Source organism: Gilliamella sp. wkB195, assembly GCF_001690445.1.
GTDB classification, from domain to species: Bacteria; Pseudomonadota; Gammaproteobacteria; order Enterobacterales; family Orbaceae; genus Gilliamella; species Gilliamella apicola_E.
On the sequence record NZ_LZGP01000030.1, the window covers coordinates 1 to 22330 of the forward strand.

Genomic DNA, 22330 nt, shown 5'->3' on the forward strand with positions numbered 1-22330 from the left:
ATACCTGTACACATCATAAAATTAAGCTGAGTGTCTTTGCACTTTTGTGCCAGCTGGATTGTAGAAAGGTACCAGTCGAAGAATAATAAAAGGGATATACGTGTAAAATAGATAGTAAGCTAAAAATCATCTGAATTGATAAAAGCTCTCTCTTTACACTCACCACTAATGGATTTGATATTCAAAAAAATAAATAGGGTTATTGAGATCCAAATTCTCTGCCAACTAAAAGATTTAAAAGAAACTATTGAGTTAATTTAAAACTATAAAAAAATATGATATTGATTGAAAATTAGAATAAATTCAACAATAATCAATAAAATCCAATAACATTAAATAAAATGAATAAGAAACATGAATAGCACAAATGACGAGTTTGAATATTACATTATTGACCGAGCAGGAGATAAAGCCTATCCTTTAATTATGTGTGATCCTGATTCGGAACATACGGAAGAATATCTATATGATTACGAAAATGAAAAAATTCTCAAACCGAAAGTGATGGAATTTACATTTAGTGAACCCTATTTTGCCAGCCCAGTCATTGGTGATTATTTTTCCCAACCTGAATCAGTAATCTCAGATAAGTTAAAAAAAATATTGTCTTCACTCAATATATTTGGAATTCAACTAATTCCAGCTATGATTACAAGTAATAAAGGTGATATTTTTAAGGATTACTTTTATATACATATTTATAATATTATTAATGCAATGGATAAACTAAACTCTAAATTCGACGAAGGGGATGATTGCTATTTTATCGATAAATTTAAGCTTGATGAAAATATTTTAAAAAATATCCCGTTAGAAGAAAGATTAATTTTTAAATTAGGAGAAGATCACACAATAATGCTTTATCACCGATCTATAGTTGAAGCATTAATGACTGTTAAACCAACTGGTTTAAAATTTATTAAAGTAGAAGATTGGCATATTTAAGCCATTACTGAGCCAAATATTAGCCTATCATTTAGCGCAATTTAAACAGTTATATGACTAACAAATAGCGTTCATGAATATATCAACAGAGAGCATTTAGAAGGAGAATAAATCCAATCTTCTATCTATTTTGTTATTCAAAGCTTTGGAAAACATAATAGATAGGTAAAATAATTACAAAAATAAACGCTTCAGAAAACATACTTCATGCTACTATTTAACCAACAATCAGCAAATCTATTATATCCCCCCAAAAAATACAACCCTTTGAAGAGAAATAAAACATGGAAAATTATTATTTTATACAGAGAAAATCAGGCCAAGCCTATCCATTGATTCGAATAACCAATCGTGATGATCACTTAAACCCCACTTTAATAAATTTGGAATTTAATGGAACAATACCCTCTCAGCCCGTTATGTCTGATTTTTTGTCTGGCCCTGAGATTTTTATTACCGATAAAATTGCCAATGTCATTAAAAGCTTTAAGCCTAAAGGGATTAAAATTATTGACACTGAATTAACAACCCCACAAGGTAAACTCATTAAAGACTATTTTTGTCTACTTTCTGACAATATAATCGAGGCTTTAGATAAAGATAAATCCGATTATGAAAAGCCTAGAAGAACATATTTTATAAAAAAACTCATTTTGGACAGAAAAATTTTAAATGAAATTCCTTTAGAACAAAGATTAGTTTTTTTATTGAGAGAATCGCTTCATATCGTTTTTCATGAAACATTAGCCAAAGCCATAATGGCGGTAAACCCTACCGGTATGGAATTTATTAATATTGAAACCGATGGAAAACCGTTAGAAGTAAATTAATATTATTGACCATGGCTATATTTAAACTAAGTATTTAAAACATCCTTCCTAGATTTGAAAAAAGTGGGGTAAAACCCCGCTTTTTATCTATTTAGTTATTCTAGCATACTGAAAAAAACAATTATCTACTTGAATTAATACCAGAAAATACATTTAGAAGATGCATAATATTCTACTATTATAGTTAACAAACGGTGAAACGATTATATACTTTTGTTAAACCTATCTTTCAATCACATTGACGCTGACATATTGTATAAATGCTAATAGTTTCTGCCACATTAGATATTTCTGTTAATCCCGATTAAAATAAACCTCAGATAACGATCCGTTACAAATTTAATGGGCAATAATTTAACCACTGAGTTTGTTACTTAATTAATCTGACATAAACTTTAATCGAAATATTTGTCCGCTTTCATCTAATAATAGCAAACGATGAACACCTTTTTTAGCAATAGTTAAGGCCACTTTTTCATTATCTTTGGAATTAGCAACTAAGTTTCCATCTAAAAACCACCATTTTTCCCCATATCCACCCTCTGGAGTTAAATCAACTGTGACTTGATGACTTCCTGGTAATGCTCTAATCAATTGTTTATCACGTAAACCTACAATATTGAGTGAAGCAAAAACATCTTGTCCCATTACAGGGCAACTTTTATCAATTGGTGGTAATAAAGTCCGCCTTTTCTCTTTTGTTAACAAAAAGTTTTCTAATGATACTGGCCATAGGGCAAGTTGTTTTTTTTGTGCTCCGGGGCAATCAGCAGCAACACGTTCACCTCGTTCATTAACCCAAATCGTTATCCAACCAGAACGATAGATATTATTTTTTAGTTCACCATAGGTACTTAATGTTGGCGGTGTCATATTGTTTAAAACCCATGCAGTCTTTTGACGGTGACAATTTACATCAGATTCTGGAAGAGGTTGCCCTAATGGCCAACAAATTTTCGTAGAAGATACTGATGCTGGTTTTTCATAAGTAGTAAGTGGACGATTTAAACGATTTTCTCTATTTAACAAAATAGAATTAACATGTTGTAAAATTGGCATTGCAGACATTGAACCATATTGCCCAACAACGGGAGTACCATCAGGACGCCCTACCCAAACGCCAATTAAATATCTTGGATTGATACCAACTGCCCAAGCATCCCGATAGCCATAACTGGTTCCTGTTTTATAAGCTAATAGATTACTATTAATTAACATTTGTCTTGTTATCCAAGCACTACCATCTGAAATAAAGGGTTTATTAATCAATGGCTCTTTTTGAGTAAAGCGCAATGGACTCACTTCGCCATGCCTAGCAAATGCACTATATGCACTAACAAGATTATCCATCCTTAATGAAGCACCACCTAATATATAGGAGATATTAGGTTCATTGCCTATCGAAGATAAAGGTAACCCAATACCAGCCAATTTACCTGCAAATCGTTTTGGGCCATATAACTCAATTAATTGAACCGCTGGTAAATTTAATGATTTACTTAATGCGTCAGACACACTAACCGGCCCATAGAAACCATCATCGAAATTGGTCGGACGATAATCGGTAGTAATACGAGGAACATCTTGCAACAGCGATTCAGAATGAATCATACCTTCATCAAGAGCAAGCGCATAAATAAAAGGTTTTAGTGTAGAGCCAGGAGAACGTAACGCACTAATCATATCAACTTGGCCAAAGCGTTCATTGTCATTAAAATCAGCTGAACCGACATAACCTTTTACTGTCATATCATTATGATCGACTACTAGAATAGCCAATGATGTTTTAGGCGGTAGTTGTTTCACACGATTGATGGCTAAATCTTCTAAATTATATTGAATTGAAACATCAATAGTGGAATGAATAATATCCTCATTAGGGTATTTATTTTTTAAACGATAAGCCAGTAAGGGAGCCACTTGTGGTGCTTTTCGTGGATATACCCAAACCTCATCGCGCCGAACGGTTTCGATTAAATCATTTGACCATACTTTATATTCTGCCAATCGGTCTAATACTTTATCACGAGCTTGTTTGGCTCTTTCAGGAAATCGGTCGGGTCGTAATCGACTTGGGGCTTGAGGCAACACTGCTAATAATACTGCCTCACTTCTTGTTAACTCTTTGGGCTGTTTACCAAAATAAGACCAACTTGCCGCCCCAATACCTTCTATTGTGCCACCATAGGGTGCGTGGTTAATATATAAAGTTAAGATTTCATCTTTACTATAATGTAATTCAAGCTGGAGGGTTCGAAAGATCTGTTTTAGCTTACCCGTTAGCGTTCGATCGTGTGGATATAATAATCTTGCCACTTGCATAGATATAGTACTACCACCGGAAACGATTTTATCATTTGATATATTTTGCCAAGCTGCACGAAATAAAGAAATCGGATTAATACCTATATGTTCATAAAAATAGCGATCTTCATAATTTAATAAAACTTCAAGATAATAGTCTGGCACTTCATCAAGACTGACCGAATAACGCCAAACACCATTTTGATCAGCAAATCGCCATAATGGCGTTTCATCTTCTGCAACAACGGTTTGTGTAGTTTTATTTTGTAAAATAGATAAAGGAAAAAGAGAGTCAGCAATAAAAAAACTACTGCTCAATAAAACTAATAATATCAAAAAAAATTTAAATATTTTATAAAAGCATTTTTTCATTATCTTTATTATGTGACCCAGCCAAATGTATTTATAAATAAAAATTCCGCCAAATATATTGGCGGAATAATTAGTAACGTATATTAATATCTAATTAATTTTCTTCCTGCTTAGGATTTGAAATAGTCATGAAATCAGGTGATTGTCCTATAGCAAAACGGTCTGGACGATACATAGATTCTACATAAGGATAAGGAATCATGTAATCGCCAGTAGTTACTGCTCTAACTAAATACACTAAACGTTTTCGATATTTATTGCGCCCCACATAATTATTAATGTTAACAGCGGCAACATATCTATCATCTCTATATTCTTGATATTTAATATTACTAGCATCATCATCTCCCATTAATTTAGCTATACCAGGAATTGATGATAAATTCACACTACTATTAGAAAGGTTTTGATTTTCAAGCTCTAGACCAGCTGGTAAGAAATCAACAACCAACGCATCATGAACTTGTTCTTTAGCTATTACATCTAAAACCACAACCATCATAGAACCTACATCTAAATCTGCTGGTGATATTTTATTACCCTGCAAATCATAATACGTACGACTGATGTTAAAGAAACCATCAGCTGAGGTTGGCGCTGGAGGTGTTTTAGAATAACCTGTTACAGAGAACTTAACATATAGTGGCTCATCTGATTCTGAATTATCAATCGATAATCCTTGGGTTAATTTATCAAAATCATATGAATGAGAAAATACTGAATCAACTTCATTAACTTTTCCATTCACTGATACTTTAAATTTATTACCACTTCTATGCTGTTCTAATGACCAACCAGCAATAAACAATGAATTTAATTCTTGTGTTGAGAAATATCGTTTACTGTTTAATAAATCTGATAAATTATACAAATAAGTACCTTGTTTATTCTGAGCTATTTTGTTTTCTATTAATAAAGATAGAATTAATGCTTCATCACGTATTTCACTACCGTAATTACCAAACCAGTGATTATTGTATTGATACGAAGTGCTAAAAACTAAAGGTAATAATTTTTCATAAACATTTTGATTACCATTTAATTTAGCAGCAACCGCTAGTTGAGCTATAGGTAATGGCGAATAGATAAATGACTTATCATTACTTATCTTGTCTGATAAATAATTTATCTCGTTACGCATTGCTGAGGTAACTTTATTTTGTTTAGTTAAAACCATTAATGCATAGGCTTTAATTGACAACTTAGAAAACTCAAAACTACGTGAATCTCCATAATAATCAAAATTATTATATGCAGACGTATCATAGATATATTGACCTAGACGTGTCATTGCTGAATCAAGCGCTTTATCACTAACTTGATAACCTCGTTCTTTAGCTTGCAACAAGAAATCTGTTGCATAAACTGTCAACCAATGCTCTTCTTCACTATGACTATTCCATAGCCCAAAGCTACCATTACTTCGTTGCATTGATAAGATACGTGAAATACCTAATTGCACTTTTTCACGACGCTTCTCATCTGAATCAGTTTTAATACCTAGTTCTGCGAGTTGTTTACTATTAGCATATAATGATGGGAATAAACCACTCGTTGTTTGTTCCAAACAACCGTAAGGATATGCAAATAAATCTTTGATATATTGAGCAATATTTAACGGTGGCTGATTAGAAATGACCAATTGCCCTTCAACAGTGTTATCAATTAATCCTGTTAATGCATCGTTTGGTAATTCCCAATTCTCATTGGCATCTAGTGCTAACACATAAGATCTCGTTGTTCCGGCATATGCAGGCCTTACTCCAATTGACCATGATCTTTCAATTTTAGTGTCAGAATTATCTTCAAGTAAAATACCTTTGACCGCTATCGTTACCGAACCAGTACCATAACCATAATCTGCAATAACAGGGATTTGAATGATATCTTTTTGTTTACTATCAAGTTTGACTGATATCGTTTTGGCTTCATTTTGATGAATCAAACCATTAGTCGATACTTCAACTTTCATATTTTGTGTTTTATCTGTCAAATTATGAAGATCTAACGCTAATACAGCGCGATCACCACCAGATAAGAATCGAGGAGTTGATAATTCAACTATAACCGGAGCTGAAACCTTCATTTTTTTATCAGCTTTACCAAAACGATTATCATCCCATGCTTGAGCCATTATACGTAGCTCACCATTAAAATTAGGTAAAGGTAAATTAATCACACCTTCGCCATTGTCATCTAATTGAATGGTTTTGAGTTGTTGTGCAACAATTAGAACTTCATTTGATGGTTTTTTACCGCCAGCGCCCATCGCATCACCACCAAAGCTCATATTTACATTACGACCAGTAGCTTCAATTAAGCTGCCATAGACATCGTTAATATCTACATTAAAACGTTTACGTCCTAAAAACCAAGCATAAGGATCTGGTGTGACATAATCAGTGATATTTAAAACACCTGAATCAACAGCTGAAACCAATACAGTCACTTTTTTATCTTTTTGGACAGATGGCTTATCCATTTTAATTTTAATTGGCACAACAGTTTCAGGTTCTACTTGTACCGGTGTATCAATTGTCACATTTAATTGACGATTAGACGTATCAATTGGTAAATAAAGTAAACCAATTGCTCGTTTAACTGTTTGCACGGAAGCATCAGTCGAAGGGCGAATAATCATAGCACTAATATAGATATCATGTCGCCCCCATTTTTCAATAGGAATTTCGACATCTAAACCTTCTTCACCCACCGTAATGGCTTTTTTCCAAATCGTCCCATCATTGGTTTCGAGAGAAATATAACCAGAACCAGCTACAGGTGCTTGAACATTAACTTTAGCGACATCTCCAGGATTATAAGATGGTTTATCAATACTTAACTTAACTTGGTCTGGACGTACTGATTTAGTACCATGAGTATTATCTTCCCAATCATAACCAGCCCAGAATCTGAGACTTGATACGACTTTACTGTTTGTATCTACCACTTCAATTCGGTAAGCACCATAATCAGTAGGTTGATAGGCTATTTTTGTGGTACTGCCAGCCTCAATAGATAACTGATCTTCAGAAACCACAAATTCCTTCGAGTTGGAACTTTGACGCCAACCATCTTCCTCTGACCAAACCCAATAGTAATCATTACGCTCACGAACTAGTCTAGATTTTAATGATTTTGTACCTAATTTTTTCCCATCCAAATCAACATAAGCGATTTCGAATTCAGCATTACTATTTATGTCTACAGTTGGACGCTCAAAATAATTATCGCTATTCCAATCATAATATTCTGAGTTTTCAAATAATGCTCGGATTGCCGGCAATTTAGGTGCAGGCCAAATAGTTTGTGTTGCATAACGCGTAACTGGTCTACCACCAGAATCTAGCAAACTAGCTTGTAAAACGACTTTAAGAGGTGATGAGCTTCCAGACCAATAATTATTCTCAATATCAATTTCAGTTAAACCATCGCTATCTAACTTTAACTCTAAAGAATCAAGTTCGCGATATGGATTTTCTTCAGTAGCTGATCCAATTTTGAAGTCATCTAATCCTGCAATGGTATCAACTTTCTTTAAATAAAGATTAGCATCTAAGCGATTACCCGATGCTGGCGCACCATATAAATACCAACCTTTTATATCAAAAGAAACATCTTCACTCTTTAAAATTGGACCATCAGATGAACTGTGTATTTCCATCGCCATACGTTCTGGCAAAAATTCTTCAACTTTAAAATTCCACTGGCGATAGTTGTCATCACCTAAATTGAAACGAATTAACCAATTACCTGTTGCTGCATCAGCAGGGATAACAAATTGTTGTTGATATAAACCATTGGTATTCACACTGCTTTTTAGTTGATAAGTTTTGACAACTCGACCATTAGAAGAAAACACTTCAGCGACGATTGGTTGATCAGGTAATGGCTGTCCATCTGCATCACGTAATAGTGCATTAAAATAGACGGTTTCGTTCGGACGATAAAGGTCACGAGGGCCAAAAACAAATAATTGTTTTTGGTAGAAAGGTTTGCCCGATAAATTGAAATCAGTTAAATTAAGCGCAGCACGATTAACCATCAAAAATGAAGTTTGCTCGCCATCGGTTGCAGTCAATACGCTATATGCCTTGTTGTTGCCATCGATTTCAACATAGCCATCTTTATCTGTCGTTGCCTTAATATTCTTACACTGCTTATTATTAGATTCGCATAATAATGTTAAATTAATATTAGCTAGTGGCTTACCGTTATCTAAAGCATGAGTCGTTACCGCTAATTTACCATTATCATAACGATGATATGAAACCCCGATATTGCTTATTGAAAATATTGTTGCAGGATTTGATTCATTATAAGTACCCGCTTCATTCATTACCGCAATATAAACACCTTCTTGATTAAGTTCAGAAACTGTAGAAAGGTTAACGATAATGGTTTCTTGAGCATTCGGTCTAGGATTAAGATCAAATCTTGAAGAATAAACTAAATCAGTATATTCACTCATACTTTGCGAACGCCAAATTGACAACATATCAATAAAACCATAATTATCAAGCAAAATAGGTAATTTTTCTGGCTTAATTTTGAAAAAGTTTATATCAACTTTATCAACATTGAGCGTATTAATCGGCAATCCACTCATGGATTTACTTGGTAATAAAAATCCAGTACTAGCAAAACCAACCATAGGTTGGCGATCTTGGGTGGTTATTTGAGCTTCATAAACAGATGACAAATGGCTATCATTAATCGCTGATAACATCTTATCGATAGTTAAAACCAATTTACGATTTGGCTGAAGGTAGCGAAGTTTTAATTCAAGGCCATTATCAGACAACTCCCAAGCGCCATCAACCACACCACTTTCTTTGTCAACCAATCTTAATAAATTTGAAAAATTCAATTTCGGATTGAGAGGGACAGAAAACGTCACGACTAATGTGCTTGAACCATCAATGATTAATTCTGAACTATCGAGAACTTTTAGATTTTTACCTTTATATTTTTCGATTAGTTCAGGTGTTGGATTAAATGGGTTATGAGATTGCGAATTTGTACTCGAATCATGCGTTGTATTACTGGTATTAATGGTATTAATGGTATTAATGGTATTATTTGTAGTTAACTCGGTTTTATTATTACTTACTGAATCTGTCGATTTATCTTTTTGATTATCACAAGCGCATAACGTCAAAAACAAACCCAACACAGCTAAGTGTTTTATCAATCTCATTGTTTCACCTAATCCTTTCTATTCCTGATAAAAATACTACTTATTTTTTTGTTCATATTATGCACTTTCACCAAAACTTTAGCAAAGAATCTTTATTAAGATTTTTAATTTATTTTGAGATAATTAAATTTTTAAATTGGTAAAAAAAGTTGAGGAACGGGGTTTTTGAAAGGGGTATTGGCATTTAGAACTTATCATAACGCTGATAAGCTCTAAATATTAACAATTATTCTGAATAATTAAGTAATTAATCAGGTTGTTATAGTGACTTTATAAGCAGTTTTTTTAAAATAAAATTCAAAATAATGCCATAAAGCGGTAAGAAAAATAATCCACAAATCAAAATTTTAAAACTATAGTCAATTGCGGCGATCTCGATCCAATGATTGGCCATAAATTCGTCACTACTTTGATAAAAGGCAATGGCAAAAAAGACAATAGTATCTATACCATTACCTAACACCGCTGACGCCGAAGGCGCAACCCACCATGCTTTATTCTTACGCAAATAATTAAACACAGTGATATCTATCAATTGCCCGACTAAATAAGCGGCAAAACTGGCTAAAGCAATACGGAAAACAAAACTGTTAAAATCAGATAAAGCTGAAAATCCCATCCAATGCCCTTCAAAAAACACAACCGAAATGGAATAAGAGAACAGTAATGCTGGTATCATCACTACAAAGATAATCTTTCTGGCAAGACTTGCACCAAATACCCGAATGGTTAAATCGGTGGTTAAAAAGATAAATGGAAAGGTAAATGCTCCCCAAGTGGTATGAAAACCGAAGATATCAAATGGGATTTGTACCAGATAATTGCTCGAAGCAATAACTAAAATATGAAAAAACGAAAGCCAGCCAAGAGCCTTCATTTGTTGAGTATGAGTAAATTTGCTCGTTTGTTCTGAATTAGTGTTCAGATACATAAGTTTTTCCTTTTTTAATGGGGTGAGTGAACCCAGTGTTAATTTGATTGATTAAGGTATTGAGTTAAACCTTTATCTCGAAGGATACAGCTTGGACATTTACCACATCCCCCCTCTACCCCATAATAACAAGTGTGAGTGTGTTGCCGGATATAATCAAGATAACCGAGTTTATCAGCCATTTCCCATGTTTGCGCTTTAGTTAGATACATTAATGGGGTGATGATGTTAAACGTGTAATCCAAGGCTAAATTCATCGAAACATTCATGGATTTAATAAAGATATCTCGACAATCCGGATAACCACTAAAATCGGTTTCACATACCCCAATAATGATATCTTTAATACCGTGCTGTTTGGCATAGCACCCAGCTAACAATAAAAATAGCATATTACGCCCGTCAACAAAGGTATTGGGATAATCCCCTTCTTGGGCTGATTTAATCTCTTGCGAGTCATCAATCAAGGCATTATTAGTTGTTTGTTTGATCACTGAAGTGTCAATGACGGTTTGCTTTACACCAAGATCGTCAGCAATCCATTTGGCTTTTTCAAGCTCAATGGCATGTCGTTGACCATATTGAAAGCTGATTGTTTCAACGTTTTCACGCCCATAATCAGCAATGGCTTGCAGTAAACAGGTAGTAGAATCTTGCCCACCAGAAAATATCACTAGTGCTTTACGATTTTGCATTTTTAACGGTTCCGATTTAATTTGTGTACGAAAAAAATTAACGATTATCGACTTTTTCAGGATAAAGATCGTGATTAGCTAAACGATTAAGCGCAATTTGTTCCCAGTTAGTACCAGGTTTACCGTAATTAGCATAAGGGTCGATAGAGATACCACCACGTGGTGTAAATTTCCCCCAAACCTCAATATATTTAGGATCCATTAATTTAATCAGATCTTTCATAATGATATTAATGCAATCTTCATGATAATCACCATGATTACGAAAGCTAAATAAATAGAGTTTGAGCGATTTACTTTCCACCATCTTTATATTGGGGACATACGAAATATAAATCGTCGCAAAATCAGGTTGACCAGTGATAGGACAAAGGCTGGTAAATTCCGGGCAATTAAATTTAACAAAATAATCATTACCGGGGTGTTTATTATCAAAGGTTTCTAAAATATTTGGACAATAGTCAGTTGGATAGCGAACAGATTGGTCGCCAAGTAGTGTAATGTTGCTCATTAAATTTTCCTTAGTTTTTTAGCGTGGGAGGTTCACGAACCACGTAATAAGGCGCACACCTTACTCTTTTTAGGCAGAAAAGTCTAGTTTAAGCACATTATCTTTTATCAATAAAAAAGCACCATTAACGCTCGATTAATGGTGCTTATCTAACAAAAAAGTTGAGGAAGGCACTTTTTTGCGTTTAACTTTACTCTATTTGCTAGTCATTTGTTTGTAATAATCAGCAAGTTTATCTTTAGCATCAGATAACTCTTTTTCAGCATCATTTAATTTAGCTTTTAATGCATCAATTTTATCTTGATTTGCATTGAGTTTGTCTTTTGCATATTCTTTAGTCTTTTCTGCTAATTCTTTAGTTTTATCAGTAACATCTTTAGTTTTTTCAACCACTAATCTTTTATATTTTTCTTCTAATGTTTCATCTTTACAATTGGTATTAACTTCTTGAAGTGCTTTTTCAAGACCTGCAACTTCATTAGCATTATTGGCATTCTTAGCTTGATCTATTTTAGTTTGGATTGCTTGTTTTTTTCCGTCACAATTTAACCCTTGGTATTCATCATTATTTGTTGCATAACTGTTTACAGAAAATGCAGTAACTAAAGTGATAATGCTTAACTTACTTAATAACCTAATTGCTGATTTCATATTGATTCCCCTAAGTTTATTTTCTTAATTGAACACAATCTACTTTATGATCTTTACCTTTGGTTAAAATCAAACTTGCTCGTTCCCGTGTTGGCAGGATATTTTCGATCAAATTCAATTCATTAATTTCTCGCCAAAGGCGGTTAGCAATATTCACAGCCTCTTCCTCGGGAAGCTTAGAATAGTGGTTAAAGTAAGAGTTAGGATCACTAAATGCCCCAGCTCTAAATTTTAAAAATCGATTCACATACCAATCGTGTAATAAGGGTAATTGTGCATCGACATATATTGAAAAGTCTACATAATCGGAAACAAACACCCGATTGTTAGCCTGTGTATAATTTATGGTGCCTTGTAAAACATTTAATCCTTCAAGAATTAAAATATCTGGACTGTCGATAGTAATCTGTTCGTCTTCAACAATATCGTAAACCAAATGAGAATAAACGGGTGCTTTAACTTCTGACTGACCTGACTTTACATCAGCAACAAAATTAATTAACTTTTTGATATCATAAGATTGAGGAAATCCTTTCTTATTCATGATACCACGTTCTTCAAGATAACGATTGGGATATAAAAAGCCATCGGTCGTTACTAACGCAACTTTGCGATGTTCCGGCCAACGAGTTAATAATGCTTGTAAGACACGAGCTGTGGTGCTTTTACCAACAGCAACACTACCAGCAATACCGATAACATAAGGTATTTTCTGACTTTTACCTAGAAACTTTGATAAGACTGCCTGACGGCTAAAACTATTGCTTATATAATAATTGAGTAATCGAGATAAAGGCAAGTAAATTTCACTTACTTCATCCATAGACAAATCTTCATTAATTCCTTGTAACGAGGTTAATTCTTCAGCAGTTAAAGTCATCGGTACCGCATTACGCAAGCCAGCCCACTCTTGTCGGGTAAATTGCATATAAGGGCTCAAATGATTTTTCATGTTTTATTTGCTCAATATTTAAAAATTATTTGGCTCAGATTATACTAAATCTATTTTTTTACAATCATAAATTCGCATTAACTTCTGCTCATAGCTATATTAATGACTTGCTGGTAAAATATGTTTAAGTAAATTTATAACCAGATATTAAATTGAGATTGTATGTTAAAAAATAAATCGAAAAAAACCCGTCAAGAGATTAATGAAGAGTCTCGAGAACTTAAGCGCAAACGTAAACATAAAGGTTTACCTAGTGGCTCTCGTTTTAACGGCAAACCAAACAATAAAAAAACGTCAAATATCATTAAAGATCCGCGAATTGGTAGTAAAAAACCAATTTCATTAGTGCAAACGGATGATCCAATTATAAAAGTTAATCAACCTAAAAAGGTCAAATTAACACCAGAACAAGAATTAGACCAGCTTGAAAATGATACTAAACTTGACCATTTACTTGATTTAGTTGAGCAAGGCAAAACATTGACTAATGAACAACAATCTTATCTTGATAATAAACTAGATCGCATTGATCAACTGATGAAACAATTAGGTTATGAAGATAATGATTTTGATGACGAGTTAGAAGAGCCTAAAGAAGATATTGTCAGCTTACTTAAACGTAATTAAGTTAGATTTATTTAATATGAACTAGAAATTTATAATTTCATTTTCCAAATAATGTCAATAAAGAGTCATTAACCATGCCAATATTTATTATGCTCGGTTTATATTTGGGATTATTTATCTGCACATTATTGTATTTGAAAAAAATCAATCGTATTAAAATTAAAGCGCAAATTAAAAAGCGTAGTAAAGCAAAATGTGATGGAAACAACAATGTCAAAAGCAGGATTAAATAAACACAATATGATTCAATCTCAGCTATGGGACCAAGCGTTGATAGAAAAGTATAACTATTCCGGCCCAAGATATACTTCATATCCAACTGCGCTTGAATTTAATGAGCAGTTCACTGAACAAAACTTTCTTTCAGCTGCCACACGTTATCCTGAACGTTCATTATCACTATATGTCCACATTCCGTTTTGCCATAAACTTTGTTACTTTTGCGGTTGTAATAAACTTATTACCCGGCAAACCCATAAAGTTACCCAGTATCTCGATATACTAGATATTGAAATTGCTAAACGGTCAGAATTATTCAAAAATCGTATTGTAAGCCAAATGCATTGGGGCGGAGGCACGCCTACTTTTTTGACTGATGATGAAATGACACGATTAATCACATCAATCAGGCAACACTTTAACTTTACTCAAGATGCTGAATTATCAATTGAAATAGACCCCAGAGAAATCAGTACACAAACAATCGATCATCTTTCTGAACTAGGCTTTAATCGGTTAAGTATGGGAATTCAAGATTTCAATCATGAAATTCAGAATCTAATTAACCGAGAACAAGATGAAAATTTAATCCGCTCGTTGATTGCTCAAGCACGAAAAAATAATTTTCGATCAATTAGCCTCGATTTAATTTATGGATTACCTAAACAGACCGTTGAAAGTTTTACCGAAACTTTAAATAAAGTTATTGATATTTCACCCGATAGATTAAGCGTTTTTAATTATGCCCATTTACCTAGTCGTTTTGCTGCGCAACGTAAAATCAAAGATTATGATTTACCTAACGCTAATCAAAAATTAAAGATCTTACAAACTAGTATAGAAAAATTAACTCAAGCCGGTTATCAATTTATCGGTATGGATCATTTTGCCAAACCAACCGATGAGTTGGCTATTGCTCAACAGGAAAATAAATTGCATCGTAACTTTCAAGGATACACAACTAAAGGAGATTCAGATTTATTGGGTCTTGGTGTGTCAGCTATTAGTATGTTGGGTGATAGTTATGCACAGAACCATAAAGATCTAAAAAATTATCAAACTTTAGTTAAACAACAAGGTAATGGTTTATGGAAAGGATTTACCTTAAATCAAGATGACAAAATAAGAAGAGACATCATTAAGCAACTTATTTGCCATTTTTACCTTGATAAAAAACAAATTGAACAACTTTATGCGATTAAATTTGATGACTATTTTACTGAAGATTTAAAACTATTAGCACCATTGGAACAAGATGGTTTAGTCCTAGTTGGTAAAGATAGCATCGTTGTCCAACCTAAAGGGCATTTGCTTATTCGAAATATTTGTATGTGTTTTGATATTTATATGCGACGATTGGTTCGACAACATCAATTTTCACGCGTGATCTAGTTCACTCTACTCACGCATGAATATTTGATTATCATTACTTACTAATGACTGGCTAAATAGACTTTAAATTTTGTTGTTTGGGCAATAATTTCAACACTTTTAAAGGTTTCATCCAAAATCGATTGATAAGGCAAAAATGAATTTGCCACAATACAAAGATAACCATTTAATTTTAAGTGTTTTTTAGCCTCTTTAATCAGTTTGTTTACTGCTGTATAACTTGTCTCTTTACCATCATGAAAAGGTGGATTAGAGATGATTAAGTGAAATTTATCGTTGATATCTGAAAATACATCACTAGCAATAACATTTGCAGAAAGATTATTACAAGCTAAGGTAGCTTTGCTTGACTCTAACGCCATACTACTGACATCGGTTAATGTTAAACTTATATCTTGATATAACTTACCTAAAACTGTTGTTAATATGCCTGAGCCACAGCCTACATCTAGGATATTACCTTTAATAATATCACTCTGTTCCATCAATGCATTTAACAGAAGCTCACTACCCGCATCTAATCCTTTTTGGCTAAATACACCTGGTAAGCTTTTAATTTCGATATCTTGGTTTTCAATGGTTAAATGATAACTTAGCCACCACTCTTTTAGTTCAAAAGCTAAACGGCTATCAGCACGAAAATGATACAGACCACATCGCCTTGCACTATCTATTTTTTGTATAGAGCCAAAATCAGCCAATAATCCTTCAACACTTTTTACACCAGTCCGATTTTCACCAATAATAAAAATATCACTCTCTTTAGGCATATTATTTAATAAAAATGATAACTGAAATTGCGCTTCACTCTTAGTTTTAGGCCAATAATATATGAGTGTATTAACATTGTTATAAAAAGACTCGTCAGGATAGAGCGAAAAATTGGAGCTTTCAGCTCGTTTCGAGTGTTTAAAATTTAAAAATGTGTGATACTGCGAGCAGTGAATCTTAACCAAATTAGCTGATATAACAGCTGGGTAATTATCTTGGATATCACCTGCAATAAGAATATTTTTATCATCAAAAAAGGATTGATGACGTTCAAGTACTTGGCTAGCAGGAGTAAATGCGGATATTGCCATAATGCCTCAATGAAAAACCTTTATAAATTGAAGCGAAGATTATACAATTAACTTTCTTTAATCCCTAATAAAAACAGTAATCCGACAATGACAGCAACTGATTGGTATCTAAAGCAATGTGATATTACCCAATATGTTTTACGCAATTCTGCCGTTTTTCAAGGTGAACTTGCTACACATATCGACGATAAAATTCGTTTAATCGTCGTTGCTAAAAAGCAACCAACACAAAAAATTTATTATGATATTTTAAAAGCTATTGATTTAACTGAAGAGCAAGTTTTATTTCTTACGCCTTCGCAATTAATAATACCGGCTAATGAAGTAAAAGTTGTAACTTGGTTTATTGACATAAACAGCCATGAACAATGGCAAAATAAATTAACGATTAAAACCAGCGATTTAGTTTCGCTAGCCAAAGATCCACAACAAAAGCGACAGCTTTGGCTACAATTATGTGAATATGAAAACGATTTCCATCCTAAATGAAAATGATCTAGCAGAAGCCTATGAGTTAGAGCGATTATGCTACCCTATTCCTTGGTCTAAAGAGACTTTCTTTTCAAATCAAGGAGAACGTTATTTAAACCTTAAAATAACCGTTGATAATAAAATTGTAGGCTTTTGTATTTGCCAACAAGTAGCTGATGAAGCAAGTTTATTTAATATTGCCATACATCCTAAATACCGGAATCAAGGGTTAGCAAAAACATTATTAAACCAGTTGATTAATGATTTAATGGCAATGCCAAGTAAAATTTCGACAATCTGGTTAGAAGTAAGAAAATCAAATTCGCCAGCACTTGAGTTATATCACTCAATAGGGTTCAATCAAATAACTATTAGAAAAAATTATTACCCAACCACCGATGGTAATAAAGAAGATGCAATTATTATGGCTTATACTTTAGCGTTATAAAATGTTTTAATGGGAGTAATAATGTTCACAGCACTGTTATTTGTAAATGGCGAACCACCTAAAAATCTACCTTCCCATTTAGGTAATTATAATTATATCGCATGTACTGACGGTGCATATCATAGTTATCTATCTAAATCTTCAATTAAACCAGATTTTATAATCGGTGATTTAGATAGCATTAACTCCAATATGACGATTCCCGATAAAACCCAAATCATTCATACACCAGATCAATCTAAAACTGACTTTGAAAAAGCCTTGTTGTTTTTAAATAGTAAAGGAGTCACATCATTTACCATATATGGTGCATCAGGACGAGCCAGTGACCACTTTCTAGGTAACTTATCGGTTGCTATGCAATATCATCAACAATTAAAAATGCTGTTTTATGATGATTATTGTCACTTTTTCTTCGCAACTAATCATCAAATTATCCGTCATGTTAAATACCATATTATTTCATTAATGCCTCTATCCAAAGTTACAGGGTTAACTATAACCGGTTTTGAATACCCATTACATAATCAAACTTTATCTTTAGGTAGTTTTACTAGTCTACGTAATAAAGCTATTAATGACACTGTCAAAATTTCTTTTAATGCTGGTCATTTATTGATTTTTGTTCAAAATTAAAACTGTTTAGATTGACATCAACTTACATTGCTTTACAATATTGTGACGTTTTATTAGCGATTTTTTAAAGGAACAGCCCATGCTTTTCAAAAAACTTACTGTTATTGCTTGTTCTTCGCTCATGTCTTGCATGGCTTTTGCTCAAGACAATAAAGCAAGTGTAACAGATAAGATAGTCGATACTTTTCTTGCATGTGATAATCAATTTTTCCAAAATCTAGCTGAAAATAAAAAAACATTTAGCGAGTATGTTGATTTAACCACAAAAGATAACGTGACATTTATTCCTGTAGAATCAATTTATCAACAAGATAAAAATAAAGTTATTTTTAAAAAACCACTTAAATATCGTGGGTTAACTATTACGGGATATCAAGACATATATATTCCAACAAATTTATCTGGAAAATATTATTATTGGGGTTTTATTTTTGATAATAGCCAAGAAGAAATTATCAATGCATTAAAAAATATAAAATGGTCAAATTATAATGAAAATGTTTATATTGCTAATGCTAAAATTTATGATCGCAATGCTAAATCCCCTGAATGGGAAGAGAACCTTTATGCAATTGATGGCGTAGTGCCAAGACTTGGGACAATTGAAAAATCTCTATACTTAGAGAACATAGACAACAACTATAATCGCGTTCTTTGCTCTATTCAGGGCGATTTAAAGAAAGATATTCTTTATAAAGATCGTCCAGATATAAAGCCATTTGATGAACAGATAAAAAAAGAACAGCAAGAAAAGATCGAAGCTTATAAATTAAAAAAAGAACAAGAAAAAAATAATGCAACACAAGAATCAAGTGAAGGCAAGAGCTCAAAAGAGGGAGATAACATTTAAATGAAAAAATTATGCTTAGTCTTAATTCTTTTTTCTTTTGCAACTATAAGCTATGCAACAGATGAAAAGCGGCCACTTACTGAAGAAGAGAAAGCTACTCAAGCAAAAGAAGTTAAGGAAATGTTGAGCAATCCTAAAATCGGTGAGCAATTTACACCTATTTCAAAAAATGATGAAGATAATAAGGTTGGTTACTCATTCCTTGATAAAAAATCGATAAAGTTACACCCGTTCAATCCTCGAATTCGTGTCTTTAAAGAAGTGATCAATTATACTCCTGCATTAGTACAAAACATAGATAATGTGAAAACACCCTATCGCACTATTGTCGTTAACTATTATGCTAATTGTGACAAAAAAGAAATTGCTAAAGGACAACTTGATTTAGTTGAAAAAAACTTCGCAGAGGGTAAATTAATTAATAATATCAATATTCCAAATCGTTGGATGCGAGCCGAAAAAAATGATGAAAATTATAAATTATTAATAATGGTTTGTTCATTACCTCTCAATCAGTAACACTGAATTTACCTTCGCCACCTAGCTGTGGCGGAGTCTCTCTATTTATGCTACTATTCCTATATTAATTGCTCAATATAATCACACCAATATGAACGTCACTCAATTTCATACTCTAACAGATCAACTTTTCAATCAAATTGAATCATACCTTGATGATTATGTTGATGAGCATGATATCGATTTAGATTACGAAACTAATGGTAATGTTATTAATATCAGCTTTCCAAATAACAGTAAAATTATCATTAATACACAAGAACCTTTATTTCAAGTTTGGTTAGCAACAAGAAAACAAGGCTATCACTTTGACTTTATTAACAACAAATGGATTTGTAATCGATCAGATCAAACATTTGAAGATATTTTCACCCAAGCTGTAGAAGAACAAGCTGAATAATTTTCATAAAAAAGGCGGTAAATTAATATTTAGCGCCAATTTTATTAAAATAGATGGCATTTATAATAATGTCAGATTTGCTAATTTTATTACTAACCATTTAATACCAACATCAACGAAAGCGATTTGAACTCGCCTATGATCACCTTCACCATCAAGATTGATAATTGAGCCCTCACCAAAACGGTTATGTTTAACCTTTCTACCTAATGTATAACCATCATCTTCCTTTTTCTTTTTAGAATAAGATTTTTTACGTTCTTGATAAAACTCATCATCTTTATTTTGGTAACCAGATCGCCCTCCAAATGAAGAGAAACTACCTTGGTAATAAGTTTCATTTAAGTTTTCAACTGGCAACTCATCTAAAAAACGCGAAGGTAAATTTCGTTCTTCTCGCCCATAGAGTCGTCTTTGTTCTGCCAATGAAAGTGTTAAGTTTTTTCTTGCTCGCGTTATACCAACATAAGCTAAACGTCTTTCTTCTTCCATTTTATCGACTTCTTGAATAGAACGTTGTGTAGGGAAGATACTCTCTTCCCAGCCTACAATAAAGACATTGTCAAATTCTAATCCTTTTGCTGAATGTAGCGTCATCAATTGGACAGAATCTTGGTTAGTACCCACATCACGGCTTTCAAGCGATGTAACCGATAAGAATGATTCTAAAATTGTTAAAGGTTTACCTGTTTCAGCATCTTCAATCACAGTATTTTGATTGACACGGTAAAATTGCTCAGCTGCAGAAACAAGTTCTTCAAGGTTTTCTAACCTTGCCTGACCTTTTATACCCGGCTCTTGTTCATACATTCGCAAGACACCTGATAATGTAATAATCTTCTCTAATTGTTTATAAAAAGGTAAGTCATTAACTTCAGCGTGAATCGATTGCATTAAATGGATAAATCGACTTATGTCTGTAAGTTGTCTATCAGAAAGTCCCTTCTTTTCAATTAACGTTAAGCAAGCATCCCATAACGACATAGCTTTATGTTTAGCAAAATGTCTAATTTTATCTAAAGTAACTTGGCCTATACCACGAGTTGGCGTATTTATAGTTGCTTCAAATGCCATATCATTGTTATGGTCATGTAATAGACGTAAATAAGCAAGAGCCAATTTAACCTCTTGCCTTTCATAGAATCTAATCGAACCATAAATTTGGAAAGGTATGCCATTTTGCATTAATGTATCTTCAAAAATCCGAGATTGAATATTATTACGATACAAAATCGCACAACTAGAGTAATTTTGACCTTGCTCATGGAATTTTTTTATTTGGCCAACAACAAATCTTGCCTCATCGGCATCATTAAAACCTCTGTAAAGCAAGATTTTTTCACCATCGCCACTATCGGTCCATAAATTTTTACCTAACCGATTCTTATTGTTAGCAATCAATTTATTTGCAGAATCTAAAATCAACCCTGTGGATCGATAATTTTGCTCTAAGCGAACAATTTCAGTGTCGGGGTAATCATTGATAAATAATTGAAGATTATCGGCATTAGCTCCACGCCAACTATAAATTGACTGGTCATCATCACCAACAATCATGATATTGGCTGTACTACCCGCTAATTTTTGTACAAATCGATATTGAATTCTATTAGTATCTTGAAACTCATCAATGAGAATATTTGAAAAACGATTACGGCAATAATCTAAAACATTCTCATCACTACAAAGTAATTCATAAGCTCTCAGAATTAACTCAGAAAAATCAACATAGCCAACTTTATCGCAAATTGCTTGATAATCACGATAGATTACTTGCCACATAACTTGTTTTGGATCTTCTGGTACCAAGTCTTTAGCGCGAAATCCTTTCTCTTTTTGCGCAGAAATATAATTAGCACACTCTTTTGCTGACCATTGCTTTTCATCTACTTGAAGTTCTCGGAAAATTCGCTTGATAAGTCGAATCTGATCTTCTGTATCAATAAGCTGAAAATTATCTGGAAGGTTAGCTTGTTGAGGAAACATGCGTAATAAGCGATGAGTCAAACCGTGGAAGGTACCTACCCACATTCCATTTAAATATCTTTCACCAACTAACGATTCAATTCGCTCTTGCATTTCAGCAGCAGCTTTATTGGTAAAAGTAACCGCAAAAATCGAACCGGACGAATAATTCTTCTCAACACAGAGCCAAGCAATTCGATGGACAAGTACACGAGTCTTACCACTTCCGGCACCAGCAAGTACAATAGTATATTGATTATCTGTAACTACTGCAGTTTGTTGTTCTGTGTTAAGGTCTTCTAATAATGATTGCTTAATGTTCATTATGTG

Annotated in this window: 19 protein-coding genes and 1 riboswitch; of the genes, 10 read left to right on the plus strand and 9 right to left on the minus strand. The window is 33.2% G+C overall.

All coding sequences use genetic code 11. The features are described 5' to 3' along the window. Window positions 1–354: 354 nt before the first annotated feature. Both A9G08_RS07630 and A9G08_RS07635 read left to right on the plus strand, forming a co-directional pair. On the plus strand, window positions 355–945 hold the full coding sequence (locus A9G08_RS07630; protein ID WP_065563112.1) for an imm11 family protein: 591 nt from the start codon (window positions 355–357) through the stop codon (window positions 943–945). A gap of 284 nt (window positions 946–1229) precedes the next feature. Further along, a complete protein-coding gene (locus A9G08_RS07635; RefSeq protein WP_065563113.1) occupies window positions 1230–1775 on the plus strand; it encodes an imm11 family protein in 546 nt (181 codons plus the stop codon). Window positions 1776–2153: 378 nt separating this feature from the next. Here A9G08_RS07635 and pbpC read toward each other — a convergent pair whose 3' ends face one another. The 7 genes from pbpC to coaA form a co-directional block, all read right to left on the minus strand. Next, entirely contained in the window at window positions 2154–4451 is a 2298-nt protein-coding gene (pbpC, locus tag A9G08_RS07640; protein ID WP_065563114.1) for a penicillin-binding protein 1C, read from the minus strand. 94 nt (window positions 4452–4545) lie between these two features. Continuing rightward, a complete protein-coding gene (locus tag A9G08_RS07645) occupies window positions 4546–9651 on the minus strand; it encodes an alpha-2-macroglobulin family protein (RefSeq protein ID WP_065563115.1) in 5106 nt (1701 codons plus the stop codon). 259 nt (window positions 9652–9910) lie between these two features. Next, window positions 9911–10582, minus strand: coding sequence for a 7-cyano-7-deazaguanine/7-aminomethyl-7-deazaguanine transporter (locus A9G08_RS07650; RefSeq protein WP_065563116.1), 672 nt, complete (start codon window positions 10580–10582; stop codon window positions 9911–9913). Window positions 10583–10620: 38 nt separating this feature from the next. After that, window positions 10621–11298 carry a 7-cyano-7-deazaguanine synthase QueC gene (gene queC / locus A9G08_RS07655; protein ID WP_255305740.1) on the minus strand — a complete coding sequence of 226 codons (678 nt, stop codon included), beginning with the start codon at window positions 11296–11298 and terminating at the stop codon, window positions 10621–10623. 16 nt (window positions 11299–11314) lie between these two features. Further along, entirely contained in the window at window positions 11315–11788 is a 474-nt protein-coding gene (gene queF, locus A9G08_RS07660) for a preQ(1) synthase (RefSeq protein WP_065563118.1), read from the minus strand. Between the two features lie 4 nt (window positions 11789–11792). Further along, window positions 11793–11837: riboswitch (PreQ1 riboswitch) on the minus strand. Between the two features lie 146 nt (window positions 11838–11983). Further along, on the minus strand, window positions 11984–12439 hold the full coding sequence (locus A9G08_RS07665; RefSeq protein ID WP_065563119.1) for a DUF1090 family protein: 456 nt from the start codon (window positions 12437–12439) through the stop codon (window positions 11984–11986). Window positions 12440–12455: 16 nt separating this feature from the next. Continuing rightward, window positions 12456–13391, minus strand: coding sequence for a type I pantothenate kinase (gene coaA / locus A9G08_RS07670; protein ID WP_065563120.1), 936 nt, complete (start codon window positions 13389–13391; stop codon window positions 12456–12458). Between the two features lie 162 nt (window positions 13392–13553). Here coaA and yihI point away from each other — a divergent pair, with 162 nt between their 5' ends. Further along, window positions 13554–14018 (plus strand): Der GTPase-activating protein YihI, encoded by a 465-nt coding sequence (yihI, locus tag A9G08_RS07675; protein ID WP_065563121.1) that lies wholly within the window; start codon window positions 13554–13556, stop codon window positions 14016–14018. Window positions 14019–14258: 240 nt separating this feature from the next. Then, window positions 14259–15629 (plus strand): oxygen-independent coproporphyrinogen III oxidase, encoded by a 1371-nt coding sequence (gene hemN, locus A9G08_RS07680; RefSeq protein WP_065563176.1) that lies wholly within the window; start codon window positions 14259–14261, stop codon window positions 15627–15629. A 41-nt stretch (window positions 15630–15670) separates the two neighbouring features. Here hemN and rsmC read toward each other — a convergent pair whose 3' ends face one another. Beyond that, window positions 15671–16705, minus strand: a complete 1035-nt coding sequence (rsmC, locus tag A9G08_RS07685) for a 16S rRNA (guanine(1207)-N(2))-methyltransferase RsmC (RefSeq protein ID WP_065563177.1) — start codon at window positions 16703–16705, stop codon at window positions 15671–15673. A gap of 93 nt (window positions 16706–16798) precedes the next feature. Between rsmC and A9G08_RS07690 the strand changes: the two genes are divergently transcribed. The 6 genes from A9G08_RS07690 to cyaY all read left to right on the plus strand — a co-directional run bounded on the left by A9G08_RS07690 (window position 16799) and on the right by cyaY (window position 20035). After that, entirely contained in the window at window positions 16799–17200 is a 402-nt protein-coding gene (locus A9G08_RS07690) for a DNA polymerase III subunit psi (RefSeq protein ID WP_065563122.1), read from the plus strand. Continuing rightward, window positions 17175–17630, plus strand: coding sequence for a ribosomal protein S18-alanine N-acetyltransferase (gene rimI, locus A9G08_RS07695; protein WP_065563123.1), 456 nt, complete (start codon window positions 17175–17177; stop codon window positions 17628–17630). The genes A9G08_RS07690 and rimI overlap by 26 nt, the downstream gene beginning before the upstream one ends. Window positions 17631–17651: 21 nt before the next feature. Then, window positions 17652–18266 carry a thiamine diphosphokinase gene (locus tag A9G08_RS07700; protein WP_065563124.1) on the plus strand — a complete coding sequence of 205 codons (615 nt, stop codon included), beginning with the start codon at window positions 17652–17654 and terminating at the stop codon, window positions 18264–18266. Window positions 18267–18345: 79 nt separating this feature from the next. Next, on the plus strand, window positions 18346–19116 hold the full coding sequence (locus tag A9G08_RS07705) for a hypothetical protein (protein WP_065563125.1): 771 nt from the start codon (window positions 18346–18348) through the stop codon (window positions 19114–19116). Then, window positions 19117–19635, plus strand: coding sequence for a surface-adhesin E family protein (locus tag A9G08_RS07710; protein ID WP_065563126.1), 519 nt, complete (start codon window positions 19117–19119; stop codon window positions 19633–19635). Window positions 19636–19726: 91 nt separating this feature from the next. After that, window positions 19727–20035, plus strand: a complete 309-nt coding sequence (gene cyaY / locus A9G08_RS07715; RefSeq protein WP_065563127.1) for an iron donor protein CyaY — start codon at window positions 19727–19729, stop codon at window positions 20033–20035. A gap of 60 nt (window positions 20036–20095) precedes the next feature. Here cyaY and uvrD read toward each other — a convergent pair whose 3' ends face one another. Continuing rightward, window positions 20096–22324 carry a DNA helicase II gene (gene uvrD, locus A9G08_RS07720; RefSeq protein ID WP_065563128.1) on the minus strand — a complete coding sequence of 743 codons (2229 nt, stop codon included), beginning with the start codon at window positions 22322–22324 and terminating at the stop codon, window positions 20096–20098. Between the last annotated feature and the right edge of the window lie 6 nt (window positions 22325–22330).

Coding starts and splice junctions, on each gene's coding strand:
- A9G08_RS07710 (WP_065563126.1), top strand. CDS start 19,117: ATGAAAAAATTATGCTTAGTCTTAATTCTTTTTTCTTTTGCAACTATA.
- A9G08_RS07665 (WP_065563119.1), bottom strand. CDS start 12,439: ATGAAATCAGCAATTAGGTTATTAAGTAAGTTAAGCATTATCACTTTA.
- A9G08_RS07650 (WP_065563116.1), bottom strand. CDS start 10,582: ATGTATCTGAACACTAATTCAGAACAAACGAGCAAATTTACTCATACT.
- pbpC (WP_065563114.1), bottom strand. CDS start 4,451: ATGAAAAAATGCTTTTATAAAATATTTAAATTTTTTTTGATATTATTA.
- A9G08_RS07705 (WP_065563125.1), top strand. CDS start 18,346: ATGCTTTTCAAAAAACTTACTGTTATTGCTTGTTCTTCGCTCATGTCT.
- cyaY (WP_065563127.1), top strand. CDS start 19,727: ATGAACGTCACTCAATTTCATACTCTAACAGATCAACTTTTCAATCAA.
- A9G08_RS07630 (WP_065563112.1), top strand. CDS start 355: ATGAATAGCACAAATGACGAGTTTGAATATTACATTATTGACCGAGCA.
- A9G08_RS07700 (WP_065563124.1), top strand. CDS start 17,652: ATGTTCACAGCACTGTTATTTGTAAATGGCGAACCACCTAAAAATCTA.
- rimI (WP_065563123.1), top strand. CDS start 17,175: ATGAAAACGATTTCCATCCTAAATGAAAATGATCTAGCAGAAGCCTAT.
- A9G08_RS07635 (WP_065563113.1), top strand. CDS start 1,230: ATGGAAAATTATTATTTTATACAGAGAAAATCAGGCCAAGCCTATCCA.
- A9G08_RS07690 (WP_065563122.1), top strand. CDS start 16,799: ATGACAGCAACTGATTGGTATCTAAAGCAATGTGATATTACCCAATAT.
- A9G08_RS07645 (WP_065563115.1), bottom strand. CDS start 9,651: ATGAGATTGATAAAACACTTAGCTGTGTTGGGTTTGTTTTTGACGTTA.
- yihI (WP_065563121.1), top strand. CDS start 13,554: ATGTTAAAAAATAAATCGAAAAAAACCCGTCAAGAGATTAATGAAGAG.
- hemN (WP_065563176.1), top strand. CDS start 14,259: ATGATTCAATCTCAGCTATGGGACCAAGCGTTGATAGAAAAGTATAAC.
- queF (WP_065563118.1), bottom strand. CDS start 11,788: ATGAGCAACATTACACTACTTGGCGACCAATCTGTTCGCTATCCAACT.
- coaA (WP_065563120.1), bottom strand. CDS start 13,391: ATGAAAAATCATTTGAGCCCTTATATGCAATTTACCCGACAAGAGTGG.
- uvrD (WP_065563128.1), bottom strand. CDS start 22,324: ATGAACATTAAGCAATCATTATTAGAAGACCTTAACACAGAACAACAA.